Raw genomic sequence first — 17,962 nt, 5'->3', positions numbered from 1 at the left:
AATTGTTCCCCCATACCTCCTCTTGTCTTAAAATACTATAACTTACATTATAAATTTATCTGAAAAATTTGTAAATTCTAATATTACATGATTGTTAAAAATTAGGTAAATTTTAATATTAATATTTGTATATCGGTGACATTTTTAATTGATTCAATACGGAAGTCCTCGGTGTATTGTCCTTTAAGTAGTTTAACGAAGCAGATATAATTAATAAAGAAACTAAACAATCGTAAGTAAAAGGGGGCCTGTTGATGGCCGCAATATTAATTGTTGATGATGATGTTAATATTTTATTTTTGGTAAAAAATCAGCTCCAGCAGGCGGGACATCATGTTTTTCAGGCATCGCAAGGGGCTGGGGCTTTAAAGATTCTTGAACAGACTGTCATCGATTTAGCGGTGGTCGATGTCATGATGCCAGGCATGGATGGCTACGAGCTGACTAGACAAATTAGGGATATGCATGACATTCCTGTCATCATGCTGACGGCGAAAGGGCAAATCGAGGACAAGGAATTGGGGTTCCTTTCCGGTACGGATGATTATATCGTGAAGCCCTTTGATCCTAAAGAATTGATTTTCAGGATTAATGCGCTGTTCCGCCGCTATCAGAAGCGGAGCAATCTCTTGATATCGATTGGAAATGTGACGATCAACCAGCAGAATTTCGAGGTTCAGGTAAATGACCGTACGATTCTTTTGCCTCTTAAAGAATTTGAACTGCTTTCTTATATGGCATCAAAGCCGAATCAGGTATTTACGAGAAACCAACTGATTGAGGAAATATGGGGACTGGATTTTACAGGAGATGAACGGACTTTGAATGTTCATATCAAAAGGCTGCGTGACCGTTTCTCTGAACTGACAAATGACTTTGCAATTAAAACGATCAGGGGAGTCGGATATTTAGTCGAGGTCCAGGGCAAATGAAATCGATTTATTCAAAGTTTGTTTTTGCGACGATTGCCATTATTATCATAAGCACGATTCTCGGCTTCTTTATTTCCAATACGTATTACCACCAGTATATAAAGCCTTTGAATGACGAAAAAAACGTCAGTGTGGCTAATAATCTTGCCGGGTACATTGATGGCGAGGCAAAACTTAACCTGGAAGCCTATCTAAAAAGTGCCGCTTCTATGGGCTATCAAATATACGTAGTCAGCGACAGCGGCTATGAACGATATTTTGGAGCGAATTTTAAACGGCAGAATCTCGAGAAGGAAGCTGTGGATTCAGTTCTGAAAGGTGAGGTCTATCATGGCATGAAGGAGTTTCCGATGGAAACCTTCGTGACCGGCTTTTTCGCCAATGAATTGCGCAATACTGTTGGTGTTCCGTTCAATTATCAAAACGAACGATATGCGATGTTCCTCCGCCCTGACATTAAGTTGTTGTTTAGCGAAATCCATGTCTTGATGGGCTGGATGATCCTGATTATGTTTTTTGTCAGCGTTATCCTTGTGCTGATTGCTTCCAAGTATCTGGTCAAGCCAATCGCAAAGCTGACCTCGGCAACCAAGGAAATCCAGGAAGGGAATTTTGACATCAAACTGGATATCAGCAGGCAGGATGAATTAGGGGTACTGGCGAGGAGCTTTGAGGAGATGAGTTTAAGGCTGAGCCAGCTTGATCAGATGCGGACAGAATTTATTTCGAATGTGTCCCATGATTTTCAATCACCGTTACAGAATATCCAGGGCTACACTCAAATGTTGGCGAAAGAAAATCTGCCTCCCGCGGAAAAAGCGCAGTACATCCACGTGATTCAGCAGGAAACAGGCCGGCTTAGCTTGCTGACAAAGCAGCTGCTTCTTCTCACTTCTTTGGAAAAAGAGGATTTTTATTTCAAGCCTGCAGCTTTTCAATTAGGAAATCAGCTGAAGGACTTGGTTCAAACCTATTTATGGCTGCTTGACGAGAAGGGAATTGCAATTACCTACAACATTCCGAGTGTGGTTTTCTTTGGAGATTCTTCGCTGCTTTATAATGTTTGGGAAAATCTTTTAACAAATGCCATTAAGTACAATAAAGAAAACGGAGAAATAGAGCTCTCTCTCAGTGATGAATCAGATTGTATCACAGTGACCATCAAGGATACTGGAATCGGGATGGACACTGGAGAAATGGAGCGGATTTTCGAAAGATTTTACCGTGCTGATCCTTCACGGTTCAGAGGAATAGAAGGCACAGGCCTCGGCCTGTCCATTGTAGACCGAATCATAAAATTGCATAAAGGAACAATTTTGGTAAACAGCGAGCCTGATAAAGGGACTGAATTTATTGTCACCCTTCCAAAATTGTAATCTGGTGTTCACCTTCCGTTCACTTTCGATTCTTATAATGAGAATCGTTAGTAAGCAGAAGGTGTTTTTTTTGAAATCATTTAAGGGGTGGATATTTTGAAGGAAAGAAATTTAACACTGCTCAGATTCTCAGCTATATTTTCAGTGATTGGAGCGATGCTGGGCGCCCACATGGCCGGCTCTGGCTCATATGCGTTCCGTCCGATCCATGCTCACATATTGGTGGTCGGCTGGTTAACTCTGTTTGCCTGGGCAGTCTATTATGAAGTTTTTACAATCACATCGAAAAAACTGGCTGCATGGCACACATGGACAGCGATCATCGGGACATCTGGGCTTACAGCGGGAATGTGGCTGCATAACCTGAAGCCATTTGACTTGCCGGAAGCGGCTTCGCTGATTTTATATATTGGCGGTGGCGTGACTCTGCTAGTCAGTTTTATTCTTTTTCTGGTTTCAACATTTTTTATTGAAAAGAAGTGAGGCGGGAAGGATCATGATAAGCGTCTCCAGGAGTGAGGGGAAAGCATGTTGAAGTGGGCTAAAAAATTAACGGTATTTTCAGGCAGTAAAAAGGGTGCGAAGGGCGTTGTTGCGATCTGGTTTCTAGCTGCCATACTGATGGGATGGCTGGCACCGGGAGCGAGTGATTATGCGACTAGCATCAATGAGTCGGGCCTTCCGGAGGATTCAGTTGCACTTAAAGCAGATGAAAAAATGAAGGAGTATTTTCCGGAGGATAAAGGGACGCCGGCATTGCTTGTTTTTAATAAGAAGGGTGAATTCAACGATACCGATTTTGCCGTTATTGATGAAATCAGCAAAAAAATAGAAGAGGCGAAGCTTGAATCTGTGAAGGTGGTTGTTCCTTTTCATAAGATGCCTCCTCAGGCGAAAGCGTCGTTTCTATCAGAAAACAATACGACATTGATTTTACCGGTGTCGTTGAAGGAAAATCTTGAGCGTAAGACGATTAACAAGACGATCAAGAAATTAGGCAAGATGGCGAAGGCGGAATTAAAGTCCAATGATGAAGTTAAGCTGGCCATCACGGGCCCAGCTGGAATTGTCGCCGATATGATAAGCATTTTTGCTAGAGCCGATGTTGTCCTGCTGCTTGGGACGATGGGGCTGATCTTTGTTTTGTTAATACTGATTTACCGTTCACCGCTTTTGGCGTTGGTGCCATTATTAGGCGCGGGGATTGTTTATGAGGTAGTAAATAAGACAATCGGCATATTTGGTTCAGCTGGAATGGGGATTGATAGCCAATCGACCTCGATTATGTCGATCTTGCTTTTTGCTGCATTAACGGATTATTCCTTGTTCATAGTGGCGCGTTTTAAAGAAGAACTGAAGAAAGAGGAAAATAAGTACAAAGCGATGAAGCGGGCGATGGAGGAGGTTACTGAACCGATCCTCTTTAGCGGCGGTACCGTCCTTGCAGCGATGCTCGTCTTGTTTGCTGCCATTTATGAACCATACCGGAACTTTGCTCCTGTATTCTCGATTGCTTTAGTGCTGATCATTTTTGGCGGCCTCACTTTGCTGCCGGCCTTATATGTTCTTTTTGGAAGAAAAGCGTTCTGGCCAGCGATTCCGAAGGCCTATTTTACAGCAGAGGCGAAACCAACCTTTTGGGCGAAGCTCGGCTCTGGCGTTGTGAAAAATCCTTTGAAAAGCGGTTTTTTTGTGCTGATCCCGCTTGTCATCATTGCCATGAACACATTGAACATAGAGTACTCCTTCAATTTGATCAAGTCATTTCCTGACGATATCCAGTCACGTCAAGGATATGAAATCCTGGAAAAGAATTTTTCGCCAGGGGAGTTGGCGCCTACAACGGTTGTCGTTGAAAGCAATGAGGAAATGGACGGAGAGAAGCTGCAGTCGTTGAGAGAAGAGCTGCTGGCAGTTGAAGGGGTTGAAATGGTAAATCCGGACTTTTCATCGAAAGATCCAATAGAGAAAATGAGACTCGATTCATCGTTTTCTAAGGATCACAAAGCGGCTTCGCTGGAGATTGTGTTTTCCGGGAATCCTTATGATCAGAAAACATTCAATATTTTAAACGAGATTCGTAATGACAAGTCTGAGTTAATCGACAATGCCGGTCTGGAAGGGGCAAAGCTTTATTTTGCTGGTGAAACAGCGAAACAGGCGGAAATTCGTGATGTGAATGACCGGGATACGATGGTAGTCGTCGTTTTAACCACTGTTGTCATTATGCTATTGTTGGGATTGCAGACAAAATCACTGCTTGCACCAATCTACATGATGGCTACAATCATCCTGTCGTATTTTACAGCGCTTGGAGCTGGCTCGTTTATCTTTGACCTATTCTTCGGCTATACGGAAATCAGCTACCGGATACCGTTGTACATCTTTATCTTCCTTGTGGCTTTAGGGGTGGATTATAATATCATGCTGATTTCACGGATAAAAGAGGAAGCGAGAAAGTACCCGATCAAAGAAGCAATCAGCATGGGATTGGCGCATACAGGTGGGGTCATTTCTTCCGCAGGATTAATCCTGGCGGCGACATTTGCGGTCCTGATTACCCAGCCAATCATGGAATTGTTCATGTTTGGATTTACAGTCGCGATCGGCGTACTGATTGACACATTCCTAATCCGGACCATTTTGGTGCCTGCGATCATGGTGAAGTTGGGGAAATACAGCTTATGGCCGCAGAAGGTGATGGCCGAAGAGGCTGATTCGAACGTATAAGCGAGTATGGGAGTTGGGAAAATTATCAGGGGTATTTTTCAAATAGGCTCTGTTAAAGCCCAATGTTGTTTTTTAAAACCTGTTGATTGTAGTGGAAGGCGCGAAGACTCCTCCGAAAATGCTAACGCATTTCCATCGTGCGTGGGCAGATTCGAGGAAGCTATTCAATGTCCTGCGGGCACAGCGCCAGCCCCTAGAAGAATTATGAAAAAGCCGGCAGTTGGGCTTTTTCATAATTCTTCAGCGGAAAGCGAAGCTCCTGGAACAAAAATCAACAGCCTTGTTTAACAGAGCCTTCCAAATAAAAAAGCGTGCTCATCAATGTGGGCGCGCTTTTAGCATAAGTAATTAGTTTTTTTCTAGTTCTTCCTCGAAATAAAATGTGCTGGGATGTTCTTTTACGATATAGGAGAACCTCTTCATGTTTTTAACATATTGGGATTTCATGATCGTAACAGTTTCCCCAGTCTCTTTAATGTTCACTGACTGACCAGCTTTGTATAAGTTGCTCGAGCTTTTCAATTAGACACGCCCTTTCATATCTTTTTATTATAACATATTTTTAGCTTTCTTTCCGGAATTATAAGAGGGTCAAATAAGCTCTTGCTCTACCATTATTGACTATTTTTAATCGATTTATTATTTATCCTATATTTTGGTATTTCTTTTAAAGCTTGCACAATTATATTATTTCTGTTATTCTTAGGTAGAATTATTTTTGCCGGTATGTAAGGGAAGAACATGTAATGCTTTTTCGCCTGGATATCACTGAGAGCAAGAATAGTAACAAATTGTGTGGATTACACACTAGGAGGCAACAAAAATGGAAAACGGTAAAGTAAAATGGTTTAACGCAGAAAAAGGTTTTGGATTCATCGAACGCGAAGGCGGAGAAGACGTATTCGTACATTTCTCAGCTATCCAAGGCGAAGGTTTCAAATCACTTGAAGAAGGTCAAGAAGTTTCTTTTGACGTAGAACAAGGCGCTCGTGGACCACAAGCAGCTAACGTTACAAAACTATAATAACGATTGGCACATACAAACAAGCTCTGAGTAATCAGAGCTTGTTTTTTTATACCCTACTTTAGCACACCACCGCACTGGGGGTCAGACCCCCAGTGCGGTGGTGTGCTAAAGGATTCTCTTTATGGTTTTGCTCTTTTTTGTATAACAAAAAACCCCACTTGGTTAGAGTGGGGTTTTTACTGCGGTAAAGAAATGGTTGATTTTATTATAGCATAAGTTCAGGGGACTCTGTATAAAACTTTTCATTAGAAACAATTATTTTAGAATATCTAAAAAATCTGAATTTTCCCGTTGAAGAAATGCGCTGGGCAGTGGATAATAAGAGGTGAATCAATAGTTTCTATTTATTTACATTCTGGTCGTTCCCGGGGGATCGTTAATGGTAGAGTTTCTAAAAGATTTAATTCTTCATTTATCTATAATACTTTCGCTTGGTTTTATGTACAATTTCTTGTTGATGCAAAAGCGGGCTATTTACCATAAGCAATTTTTCAAGATGTCGATTTTGGCAGCTTTATTATTGACGATGGCTTTCCCGGTTCGATTCGATGGTGGGATGGAATTTGATTTGAAATTGGTTCCGGTATTCGTTGCCTTCTTCTATCTAAGCCGGACAGATGGTATATTGCTTGTTGCTGTTATGCTGATCTTAAAAGGCTTTGTGGATTTTGGGGGATTAACCGTCACTGCGATTAACTATGCCATTATTTTAATTTTATTTTTCGCGATAGAAAAAATGTACCAGGACTCATCCGTTAAAAAGAAGATTGCCTTGGGACTCTTTGTTTATTCACTGATCACCTCGACCAGGCTGGCTGCTCTGATAAACTCTGGCAATGAACAAGAATACCTCTATTTGTTGGTGTTTTCAATCGTTTCATTTATTGCTTTATCTGTAACGATTTACATAATAGAAATGACGAACTTCCAGTTGAAAATGATGCACGAATTGCACAAGGCTGAGAAATTTTCAGCCATCAGCCAGCTGGCGGCATCGGTTGCACATGAAATCCGCAACCCGATGACGACAATCAGAGGCTTTATGCAGGTGCTGCAGGGAGAAAGGAATTTAAGTGACGATCAGAATCTTTTTATTTCCATTTCACTGCAGGAGCTCGATCGAACCCAAACAATCATCGATAACTTTTTATCGCTGGCGAAGCCGAACACCGGCAGTACGGCTAAAATGAATCTAAGCGGCCTATTGAAGGAGATTATTGATTTCATGAGGTCCTACTCTCATCTGGCAAATACGGAATTAGTTGAAGGAATAGAGAAGGAACTTTGGATCAGGGCAGATGCCCATGAAATCAGGCAGGTATTTATTAATATCATAAAAAATGGAATCGAAGCTATGCCCGAAGGCGGAAGCATTTATATCATCGCAAAATTGGACAAGGGCCAGGTAAAAGTTCAATTCCGGGATGAGGGCGTCGGGATGAACAAAGCCCAGCTGGAACGTCTCGGCAACCCTTATTATTCTACCAAGGAAAAAGGAACAGGCCTCGGGCTGATGATTTCTTATGATATCATCCACAGAATGAGAGGCAGAATTATAGTTGATAGCGAAGAGGGCAAGGGAACTACCTTCACCATCCTGCTGCCATGTGAATGAGGAAGGCGGAAGAAATCCGTCTTCTTTTTTAATAGAATAAGTGCCTAAATCAAGATATAATAATTTTTAAAAGATTTCTATAATTGTTTTTTCGGGAAAGGGGTCAACACCATGATAGATTTTAAATCATACTTTTTGATGAATGCCGATGAGGTCATTCAATATGTTAAATCCAAAACCGGCTTTTTTGACGGCTCAAATAATTTGAAGTGCGCTGAAATTGGCGATGGCAATTTAAACTATGTATTTCGTGTTATAGATGAAGAGTCTGGCAAATCCGTGATTGTAAAACAGGCAGGCGACACGGCGAGGATTTCCGATGAGTTCAAGCTTTCAACGAACAGAATCAGGATCGAGTCAAATGTTTTGAAGCTTGAGGGAGAGCTGGCTCCTGGCCTTGTTCCAGAAGTATATTTATTTGATCATGTGATGAATTGCTGCGTCATGGAAGATTTGTCTGACCATACCATTCTGCGGACAGCACTGATGGAAGAGCGTATTTTTCCAAAGCTTGCGGATGATCTGACGACATTTATGGTAAATACCCTGCTGCTGACATCGGATGTGGTTATGGAACATAAGGAGAAGAAAGCTCTTGTTCAGGACTACATCAACCCTGAATTGTGCGAAATTTCCGAGGATCTAGTATACTCTGAACCTTTTACAGACCATAATAATCGCAACGACTTATTCCCAGCTAACAAGGAATGGATTGAGCAGAACATTTATGCTGATGACGCATTGCGCTTTGAAGCGGCCAAGCTGAAATTCGCGTTTATGACGAATGCCCAGGCCCTTGTCCATGGTGACCTTCACTCTGGCTCTGTTTTTGTAAAAGAAGATTCGACTAAGGTAATCGATCCGGAGTTCGCTTTTTACGGACCAATGGGCTATGACGTAGGGAACGTGGTCGCAAACCTGATGTTTGCGTGGTCAAGAGCGTATGTAACGAAGGCTGACGAGAAGTACCTTTCATGGTTAGAAGAGACAATCAGAGATACAGTTGATCTTTTTGCTGAAAAATTCCTTGCAAGCTGGAAGCGAAATGTCACTGAGATTATGGCGAAAGAACCAGGCTTTGACCGCTGGTATTTGGATACTGTCCTTAAGGATACAGCGTCTGTAACGGGTATGGAAATGGTCCGCCGCATCGCCGGTTTGGCAAAGGTCAAGGATCTTACAACTATTTCAGACGAGCAGCATCGAGTAAAAGCAGAAAGGCTTTGCCTGACAGCGGCAAAGCAATTCATCCTGAATGCTGCCAATTTTAAAACTGGAGATGACTTTTTACGGGTATTAAAGGATTCAGCTTTGAGCCATAATGTGCAATAATAAGACGTTCCGAATCTAGACTTTGAAAGAGAGGCTCAGGCCATGTTACTTCTAGAAGAACGGATGAAGGTCGTAGAATATGGCAAAAAAATCATTACAAGCGGACTGACAAAGGGCACTGGCGGGAATATCAGCATTTTTAACCGTGAAAAAGAGCTGGTTGCCATCAGTCCGAGCGGGATCGATTATTTCGATACGAAGCCAGAAGATGTCGTCATCATCAATTTGAAGGGCGAAGTGGTGGATGGCAGCAAAAAGCCATCGAGCGAGCTGGATATGCACTTGATTTTTTACCAGCGCCGCGACGATTTGAATGCTTTGGTCCACACACATTCTCCTTACGCGAAAACTATTGCTTCACTTGGCTGGGACATTCCGCCGGTGTCGTATTTGGTCGCATTTGCCGGACCGAATGTGAGATGCGCTCCGTATGCTACGTTTGGGACGAAGGAGCTTGCGGAAAAAGCTTTCGAAGGAATGGCTGACAGAAGAGCAGTTCTTCTCGCAAATCACGGAATGATTGCTGGCGCCCATAATATTGAGACAGCATTTACAGTGGCAGAAGAAATTGAATTCAGCGCCCAGATCTTTTATCAGGCAAAAGCGATAGGTGAACCGACATTGCTTTCTGAAGAAGAAATGCAGCTGCTGGCGAAGAAATTTGAAAGCTATGGACAGCGATAATCGCGAAAGGACCCTCTCACTTGTGAGGGTTCTTTGTTTTATATGGGCTCGTGTTAAGTTTTGCAGGAACAGTAGCGCCTAACAGACAAGTGTAACAGAGCCACTCATGCAAAAACTTTGCGATATAAGGTATGTAAAATAGCATTACTGACTCCCTTATTTTCAGGGGAGTCTATTTAAAAAAATTAAAGTACAAAATTACTAGAATATGCTATGATATTTTCAAAGTTATGGAGAGATTGGATAGATTTTCTAAGGAGGATAAAAGGTCTATGAGAGCAAGAACAAGGAAAAGTGAACCTATTTCGTTTGAAAAACTGAAGGACTTTCTCACTACCGTGCTATTGCATCTTAGTTTTTATGCCTTCATAGTATTTATAGTCATTTTTTTCATTGATAATTTTAGTTAATACATACAAAAACACAGCTGCCGTGTCTAGCAGCTGTGTTTTTTTAGGCTGTTTTTATATACTTTTTTGCTTTTAATAAGTTGATTTCAACTCCAGGATGCTCGCTTTCCGCGGGGCGTGCGGTGAGCCTCCTTGTCGCTATCGCTCCTGCGGGGTCTCACCTGTCCCGCTGCTCCCGCAGGACTCTGAAGAGCTTCCACGAATGGACCCACGCACGATGGAAATGCGTTAGCATTTTCGGAGGAGTCTCGCACCTTCCGTTCCAATCAACTCATTAATCAATGTTTTTGTTTTCAAACATCTATTACACAGTCTATTAAAAAACAGTCTTCTTTTATTAAGGAATCAACGGATCATTATCGTTATTCAAATCCAATGGATTGTTAGGGCCTGTCTGGTTCAGATTGCTAAGGTTCGGTGGTGTTTGCGGTGTGACTGGGTTTACAGGGTTGTTGTTTTTCATTTTCTGCTGTTGTACCGCTGCCTTATTGATGCTTGTTTTTTCAATTTTTTCATCGAACTTAGCCAAATATTTTGAAGCGAAGTTCTTGCCGCCAAGACCGAATGCCAGTCCGAACGCTAGAGCGAGTCCGCCTAGAGTCAGGATGAAGGCTGCATTCACAATAGCTGGAGCTACTCCTAATTGGTCAAGTGCCATGAACACAGAGATTGTAATGATCGCATACTTTGCGATCGTGGCAAGCACGTTTGAAGATTCACCCTGCAGTACGCTGCCAAGGACCTTTTTCACAAGACTGCCAAGCCATAGGCCGACACCAAAGATGACCAGCGCGGCTACAACGTTTGGAATATAACTGATCACCGCTGTGGCGAGACCCAAGAAGAAATCAAGTTTAACAACATTCAGTGCTTCTGCTACAAACAGAAGGACGACGAAAATTTGTACAATATAGCCAATAATTTCAGAGAAGTTCAATGAGTTTGGACGCTTAGATACGCCCATCCCTTTAAAATAGGAATCAAGACCAATTCGTCTTAATAAATCAGTTGTGAACCTCTTAAGCCATTTGCCAAGCCACATACCGATTAAAACGAGAACAATCGCAACTGCGATGTTAGGAATCATCGTCAGGATGTCATTGAGCATCGCGATCGCTGGTGTTGATATTCCTTCGATATCAAGGCGCTCAAGTGCTGCAATCACAGTCGGGATCAAGATGAATACAAAAGCGATTGTACCGATTACGCGGGAAAGACTTGTACCCTCAAATAAACGGGACAACCCAAAACGCTGGACTAATTTTTCAGTACCAATGCTTTGCAGGAAGTTCGTCAGGATATCGCGTACAATTTTAGCGACAAAATAACCGACGAAAAGGATTAACGCTGCAGCGAATAATTTAGGGATGAAGCTCAGGATACCCTGAATCATGTTTTCAAACGGCTCAGATACTCCACCTAAATTAAGAGCGGATAAAACTGCCGGCAGTGCCATCAGCAGCACAAGATAGAACACGATGTTAGCGACCTTGTCAACTGCACTTGCTGTTTGCATGTTATCATCCGTCAGCTTGTACTTGCTTAGTTTTTCATGTACACCTAATGTCTTGCCGCCTTTTTGGATCAGGAATTTCAATCCTGAAGCAATCAGCCAGGCAAATAATAGAATAAGTCCTGCTTTTAAAATGTTCGGGATCGCTGAAGTAATGGTAGAAATCATTCCAACGAGCGGTTCTGTAAGAATATATAAATCTAGGATATTCAAGAACATGATGAAGACGAATATTAGAATCAAAATATAGACGATTTTACTGATGATTTTCTCTGCTGAATATTTCTTGTTATTCATATTAGAAAAAAGCTTGTTATCAAGACGTGTTTTTTGCAGTCCTTTGTAAACGGCTTTTTCAATCAATTTTGCCACAAGCCATCCAACCAACAGGACAGCAAGAGCGATCAGCACATTTGGCAATTTGCCGAGGATGCCGTCCCAACTGTTATAAAAATTATTGTACAAACTTCTCACTCCTTATTAAGTAGGTTTTTAATGTCAGCTAACTTGGTACTGCGAACAATAAATCTATTAGGAAAAAATCTTAGTCAGTTAGCAAGCATACTTTAATCTACCCAAATGATGATAATGTAAACAGAGCTGGATAGATTGCTTCTGACAAGCATTTTGGAAGGCTGCAGGAAAATGAATGCGTCAACGAAGGATCTTCGAGCACTGGTGAAAGTGCTGGAATGAGCTATAAACAGGAAAAATTATGAGGCTGGATATTGTACGGGTTGGAAGGGGGTTCAAGGTTTTTTTAAACTCTCCAATTACAAAAAAACCGGAACCAGTCGCCTGGTCCCGGCTGAAATCATCACACTTTTTTCGCCTTGCGTACAAAAAGGTAAATCAGATAACCAACAATCGCCACTCCGCCTACACCTGCTGTCAGCATGGCAAAATTCTCTTCGATAAACGGCATAGCCTTGTCCCCAAGGGCAACAATGATTGCTGCTTCAAGGAAGAATCGAGCTCCTCTGCCGATAATCGACCAGATGATGAGTGTTGGGATCTTAACTCGAGAGATTCCGGAGAAAATCGTGAATACTTTATATGGGATAGGCGTGAAGCCAGCAATTAAGATCGCCATCGCGCCATATTTCTCAAAATACTGTTCTACCTTGACTATTTTTTCTTCTTTTATAAAATATCGCAGGATTGGCCGGCCGACCTTTTTTCCGATATACCACCCCAGCAGGGCACCAAGGACTGATCCGGCAGTCGTAAGGAAGGCGTACCAGAACGCCCGGTCAGGATTCGCAATTCCCATTGGGATCATCAAAACGTCAGGCGGAATCGGGAAGAAGGAGGACTCCATAAAGGACACGATAAATAGTCCAATAGAGCCGAATTCAAGCAGCCAATCTTCAAAAGTATGTATCCATTCAGACATTAAGCAGTTACTCCTTTAAATTGATATAGTAGAAAGTATAACATTACTGAATCGTTAAGAGCCAATTATACAAGTGAACATGGTATCCTAAGGAAGAATTTGAATATAAAAGGATGTTGTAAATGGAATACATACTTTTCTTTTTGCTGGGAGGACTGATCAGTGTTTTGTCGGGATTCTTTGGAGTAGGGGGAGGGTTCATCCTGACGCCGATTTTGCTGCTGATGGGATTCTCTCCGCTTCAAGCCATCACGACAAGCTTGTTCTTTACGGTTGGAACTTCTCTATCGGGAATCACAGCCCATATTAAGCTGAAAAATATCCTCTGGAAAGAGGGACTGATCATGGGGACGAGCGGAATTGCGGCTACACAGCTGGCGAGGCCGATGGTTTATTATCTTGAAGCCCGCGGCTGGGATGATATCGTGATCCCGTTCATGTATATAGTATTGCTGGCTTACTTTGCGATTAGTATGATTCGCCAGGGCAAAAAGTCAGACGAAGGCGTCATTGCCCCCGAATCATTTTCGGTGCCTAAATTACTTTCGATCGGCTTTGTCGGTGGCTTTGCATCTGCTGCGCTCGGGGTGGGCGGAGGCTTCATCATTGTGCCCCTGATCATCACGATGCTTGGATTTAACCCGAAGAAGGCAGTAGGAACAAGCCTTTTTGCTGTTCTCCTGATCGTGACTGTTGGTTTCGTTTCCTACGCTGTCAAAACCGATATCGATTATGTGATCGGCTTGATGCTTATCGCCGGCGGGCTGATTGGCTCTCAATTCGGCGCGAGACTGACGGGTTATTTTCAGAACAAAGAAATGAATGCGATGCTTGGCATGCTTTACCTTGCTATACTTACAGGAGCGATACTGAAGCTGTTTGCTTTAAATAAAACAGGGCTGGCAATCATGAGCATCTTCATTCTCTATTTCTTTGCCCGCTCTTTTGTGAAAATAAATCAAACAAAACAAATACCAGAAAAAGGCTGAGGATTCTCAGCCTTTTTCTTATGCCTCAGATGTAACAGGGTGTTTCGCATGCGGTGGAAAGGATAGACCGCCGTTTGTTTTTACAAAAAGAGCACCATCTCTTTTAAATGGACTGAGTGAATATTCCTGTTCTTCATAATCGGGTGTGTAGTGGAACACGATCTTGTTTGTGACTCCATCGGCTATTGCAGCAAGAATCCTTTCCGTGTTTACCGGCGCCCTGCTGACTACATCAATCAGGTGAACCGTGTGATCCTCTTTTGAAAAAATAACGACCGCATCTTCCAGCTCCGAGTAGTAAAGAGATTCTGTAAATACATTCAGGACATGATACATCGTAATGCCACCTGAATTGGCCGTGCCAAAAACCGTTGAAACCGGGATTCTTTCATAAACCATTTTCTCAACTAGCTGAAGGTCCTCGGTAATAGAAATATCCAACTTTCTCAACACTTTTTCAGTAGAGGCTGAAGCATATTTAGATTCCTCTGCAGAACCGGAAGAATTGTACTTTGGATATCGAGATCCCGTCTCATTGCCTGAACTGATTCTCATCGTATATAAAAATTCCTCCACCCGTTCAAATCCAAACTTCGGATAAAAATCGAGTACGCTGCCATTGGCAAACAGGTACATGAAGTCGTATTGATCTTTGTACTCCTCCAGGATATGATTCATAAGGCTTGCTGATAGTCCTTTGCTGCGGTAATCAGGATGAGTCATTACTGTTCCGATTTGCAAAGCTCTGTAGCTGTCACCTTCAACGATAAAGTCAAGCTTGTTGACTGACACATTGGCGACAATTTTGTCCCCGTCTGCGTAGGAGTAAGGAATATAGCGGTTGCCCCAATACCCCAATTCAAGCCAGCTGCTAAAATTGATGCCGAAAATTTCACGGGCGAGCTCGATAAAGCTGTTTCTTAAAAGATCATTTTCTCGATAATGGCTGATTAATCTCATTAGTTAAAACTCCTGTCATTTGTTGCAAACATATATGTTTTATGGTGATAGTGAATGCCATAGATCAGACCCATGGCAAGCATATTGCCCATGAGCGAGCTGCCGCCGTAGCTGATGAAGGGCAGAGGGATGCCGGTAATTGGCAGCAGCTGAATGGTCATTCCGATATTCTGGAAAACATGAAAAGTTACCATGCTGATTACACCAGCGCTGATATAAGTATTAAATGGATCGTTTGTATCCAAAGCTGTCTTTATTAAATGATAGATTAACAGGAAAAAGAGGCTGATGACCACGCTGCCGCCCACGAAGCCGTATTCCTCTCCAATCACGCTGAAAATAAAATCAGTATGGCTTTCGGGGATATACACTTCCCGGCCGCTGAAGCCTTTGCCGGTCAGCATCCCAGAGCCAATCGCCCTGAGTGATTTGATCAAATGGTAGCCATACTCACTCTGATAGCTTTCAGGATCGATCCAGGCATATATGCGCCCAAACTGGTAAGTCTTCACTTTTAAATATTCCTTGAGTATTTCAGGTTTCCAGATTACGAGATATAGAATTCCCGCTCCAAGCGCCGCACCTCCGCCATAAAGCGGCAAAATGATTTTCCAGGTGATGCCGGAAACGAGAATCAAGCCAGTGAAGATCGCAAGGACAACAAGTGCTGTTCCAAGATCAGGCTGAAGCATGATCAGTCCGAGCGGGACCGCAGTAATTGCTCCAAGCTTGATAAAGAGGAGCAAGTCTGTTTGGAAGGTCTTTCTTTCGTGTTTTTCATGGTGGATGTAAATGGCTTTGCTGAGGGCGAGGATCAGAAAGACTTTCATAAATTCTGAAGGCTGGATGGAACCGATTGGATCAATGACAAACCAGCTTTTTGCATTATTGATATGGGGAGCAATGCTGGCAGGAGCAAGGTACAATCCGATGAGAAGGAAGATGCCAAAGCTGTATAAATACCAGGAAAGCTTCCTGTATTGCTCACTGTCAAACTGCATTACAACACCGATGATACCTGCGCCGACGACGTACCAGAATATTTGCTTGAACATGAAGTTCTCACTGTATTGCCCGGTTTTCTGCGCACTGTAAATGGCTGCACAGCTTGTCAGAAAAAACAGCATCAAAATGAACGTCAATGTCCAGTCAAACCGATCATACTTTTTCGAAGGATTTCCCATAACATACACCCTGTCCGGTTTGTCTCTAGATACTTACAAATTTATGCTAACAAAGAAAAAATATCCTTACAATGCTCTGACGTGAACATTTTTGTATACAAAAATAATAGACGAAGGAAGGGAGCATTAAGTTTCTGAAAAATAGACAGAAAAGGCTAAATGAGATCTGTTGCAAGACTTGGGATTCTTTTCTTAGTGATAGACAATAATAAAGATGTTTTTTTGTTTTCATACTTATAAAAAATGGCTGTCTTAAAGGTCAATATTGTTTTATTGCACCTGTTGATTGGAGCGGAGGGCTCTCGACTCCTGCGGGATCAGCGGCCAAGGTGAGACCCCGCAGGAGCAAAGTGACGAGGAGGCTCACCTGACGCCCCGCGGAAAGCGAGTGCCTGAAGCGGAAATCAACAGTCTAATTTAACAAAGCCTTAACCAAAAAGCTGCAATTATATCAAAAAAATTTTGAGTATCAAAATAAGATATTTTTGATGATTTTTGTTAGAATGGAATGAGTGTCATTATGAACGGAAGTGGAGCTCAATTTGTCTGAATTCGAACTCGTTCTTTAGCGAATTTGAGTCCACATAACCATCTTCACAGCCAAGAAATTGTCCGGGAGGTTTGCCCCTTGAAAAAGCACCATCCTTATAACCGGGAAATGGTATATGTCCATTTGAACGACCGGGATCAATATGTACTTTCATACGGAATCGAATTTTTTGAATTTGCCCGCTCTTTATCGGATTCACTCAATCATTTGCTGCTTCTGAAACATCAATATGAGGATGGGGAATTCAACAGACATACCTTATTTGAGTATGTCCCGGAAGATAGTGTGGAAAAACTTGTTGTTGAAAATGTACATGCCTTCGGTGATTTCTGCTGGATCGATTTTGAGGAATTGGAAGCGCTGAATGTGCTTACAGGGCAGGAAATAGCGGAACTCCTCTATCTTGGACATATCAAGCATCATCTCAAGCTCCCATTCTATAATCAGTTGGGCAACCGATTTGCTTACCTTGCTCACGAAGATGGCTGGTTCAATAAAACGTATTATCGGAACTTCAATGACTTTTTCCGCATGCTCGGAATTGTGATTGCCGGCAAACTTGGTGAATTGAAGCCTGAGAAAACATTGCTCGGTATCAGGAAAAAGAAATCCTACCCTTCTGTCAGCAAGGAAATTTTAAAGTCGCTGACTCCCGCATTGAAGGAAGGCGCCGTCTTTTCCCTCAAGAATATGCAGCAAAACCGCAACCGTCTCGAAATACCGATTTGGATCATCGGCGATTTTTCCAATATGGATGATATGTATGATGAGTTTAAAGAAGCAAGCAGGAATAATTGCGATGGCAAACTCGTATTTGATAAAAAGCTCAAGGAATGGAGTCTGCAGGCACAATAATCCTGTTTGTAGCGAAATTTGATCTTTTTTGAAGCATTTTTTCCGCCATCGTGTATAATTGGATTTAGCGGAAAATTACATAATAATATGAATCGGGTGTCTTTTAAGGCTATGCGAAGCCTTATTAAAACAAGACTTAAAAGGGAAGTTGGTGAAAATCCAACGCGGTCCCGCCACTGTAAATGGAAGCAAGCTGCACAATGCCACTGTACTAGTATGGGAAGGCGCAGCAAGCGATTGACCATGAGCCAGGAGACCTGCCTGTTCATTGCACCAGCAAACCTACGAGGATAGGGAGGTGCCGACAGGCTCTATGTCTTTTTGTATCTTAAAAAACATTTGCTTACTCGGACATCTCCCCTTCAGGTGGAGATGTTTTTTTATTTTATTTAAGGCTCTGTTAAACAAG

At 42.4% G+C, this 17,962-nt stretch carries 15 protein-coding genes and 1 riboswitch; of the genes, 11 read left to right on the top strand and 4 right to left on the bottom strand.

The features are described from left to right. The first annotated feature begins 254 nt into the window (after positions 1-254). From V7654_RS15075 to V7654_RS15040, 8 genes are all read left to right on the top strand, one after another. Entirely contained in the window at positions 255-932 is a 678-nt protein-coding gene (locus V7654_RS15075) for a response regulator transcription factor (RefSeq protein WP_335431340.1), read from the top strand. Continuing rightward, a complete protein-coding gene (locus tag V7654_RS15070) occupies positions 929-2,308 on the top strand; it encodes a sensor histidine kinase (RefSeq protein ID WP_335431339.1) in 1,380 nt (459 codons plus the stop codon). The genes V7654_RS15075 and V7654_RS15070 overlap by 4 nt, the downstream gene beginning before the upstream one ends. A gap of 96 nt (positions 2,309-2,404) precedes the next feature. Next, entirely contained in the window at positions 2,405-2,791 is a 387-nt protein-coding gene (locus tag V7654_RS15065; RefSeq protein ID WP_335431336.1) for a hypothetical protein, read from the top strand. A 45-nt stretch (positions 2,792-2,836) separates the two neighbouring features. Further along, complete coding sequence (locus V7654_RS15060; RefSeq protein WP_335431335.1) at positions 2,837-5,038, top strand: MMPL family transporter; 2,202 nt, start codon at positions 2,837-2,839, stop codon at positions 5,036-5,038. Between the two features lie 823 nt (positions 5,039-5,861). Further along, positions 5,862-6,062, top strand: a complete 201-nt coding sequence (locus V7654_RS15055) for a cold-shock protein (RefSeq protein ID WP_041967029.1) — start codon at positions 5,862-5,864, stop codon at positions 6,060-6,062. 382 nt (positions 6,063-6,444) lie between these two features. Further along, positions 6,445-7,680 carry an ATP-binding protein gene (locus V7654_RS15050; protein WP_335431334.1) on the top strand — a complete coding sequence of 412 codons (1,236 nt, stop codon included), beginning with the start codon at positions 6,445-6,447 and terminating at the stop codon, positions 7,678-7,680. Positions 7,681-7,791: 111 nt separating this feature from the next. After that, positions 7,792-9,012 carry an S-methyl-5-thioribose kinase gene (gene mtnK, locus V7654_RS15045; RefSeq protein WP_335431333.1) on the top strand — a complete coding sequence of 407 codons (1,221 nt, stop codon included), beginning with the start codon at positions 7,792-7,794 and terminating at the stop codon, positions 9,010-9,012. Between the two features lie 42 nt (positions 9,013-9,054). After that, the gene (locus tag V7654_RS15040; RefSeq protein ID WP_335431332.1) at positions 9,055-9,696 is read left to right on the top strand and encodes an L-fuculose-phosphate aldolase; all 642 of its coding nucleotides are present in this window, start codon (positions 9,055-9,057) and stop codon (positions 9,694-9,696) included. A gap of 747 nt (positions 9,697-10,443) precedes the next feature. Here the strand turns inward: V7654_RS15040 and V7654_RS15035 are convergent. Further along, positions 10,444-12,084: a mechanosensitive ion channel gene (locus V7654_RS15035; RefSeq protein WP_335431330.1), complete on the bottom strand. Its 1,641-nt coding sequence runs from the start codon at positions 12,082-12,084 to the stop codon at positions 10,444-10,446. Between the two features lie 352 nt (positions 12,085-12,436). Then, positions 12,437-13,015 (bottom strand): YqaA family protein, encoded by a 579-nt coding sequence (locus V7654_RS15030; protein WP_335431329.1) that lies wholly within the window; start codon positions 13,013-13,015, stop codon positions 12,437-12,439. A gap of 122 nt (positions 13,016-13,137) precedes the next feature. Here V7654_RS15030 and V7654_RS15025 point away from each other — a divergent pair, with 122 nt between their 5' ends. Further along, the gene (locus tag V7654_RS15025) at positions 13,138-14,004 is read left to right on the top strand and encodes a sulfite exporter TauE/SafE family protein (protein ID WP_335431328.1); all 867 of its coding nucleotides are present in this window, start codon (positions 13,138-13,140) and stop codon (positions 14,002-14,004) included. An 18-nt stretch (positions 14,005-14,022) separates the two neighbouring features. Here V7654_RS15025 and V7654_RS15020 read toward each other — a convergent pair whose 3' ends face one another. Further along, positions 14,023-14,964, bottom strand: a complete 942-nt coding sequence (locus V7654_RS15020; RefSeq protein WP_335431327.1) for a GNAT family N-acetyltransferase — start codon at positions 14,962-14,964, stop codon at positions 14,023-14,025. After that, positions 14,964-16,148: an FtsW/RodA/SpoVE family cell cycle protein gene (locus V7654_RS15015; protein ID WP_335431326.1), complete on the bottom strand. Its 1,185-nt coding sequence runs from the start codon at positions 16,146-16,148 to the stop codon at positions 14,964-14,966. Before V7654_RS15015 ends, V7654_RS15020 begins: the two co-directional genes overlap by 1 nt. Positions 16,149-16,434: 286 nt before the next feature. Between V7654_RS15015 and V7654_RS15010 the strand changes: the two genes are divergently transcribed. Then, positions 16,435-16,569 carry a hypothetical protein gene (locus tag V7654_RS15010; protein WP_335431324.1) on the top strand — a complete coding sequence of 45 codons (135 nt, stop codon included), beginning with the start codon at positions 16,435-16,437 and terminating at the stop codon, positions 16,567-16,569. Positions 16,570-16,776: 207 nt separating this feature from the next. Further along, positions 16,777-17,553 carry a hypothetical protein gene (locus tag V7654_RS15005; RefSeq protein ID WP_335431323.1) on the top strand — a complete coding sequence of 259 codons (777 nt, stop codon included), beginning with the start codon at positions 16,777-16,779 and terminating at the stop codon, positions 17,551-17,553. A 77-nt stretch (positions 17,554-17,630) separates the two neighbouring features. Next, positions 17,631-17,832: riboswitch (cobalamin riboswitch) on the top strand. Positions 17,833-17,962 lie beyond the last annotated feature (130 nt).

Origin of the sequence: Bacillus sp. JJ1609 (genome assembly GCF_036967045.1) — a bacterium.
Taxonomy (GTDB): Bacteria; Bacillota; Bacilli; order Bacillales; family Cytobacillaceae; genus Mesobacillus.
This window is presented reverse-complemented; position numbering and strand designations above follow the sequence as displayed.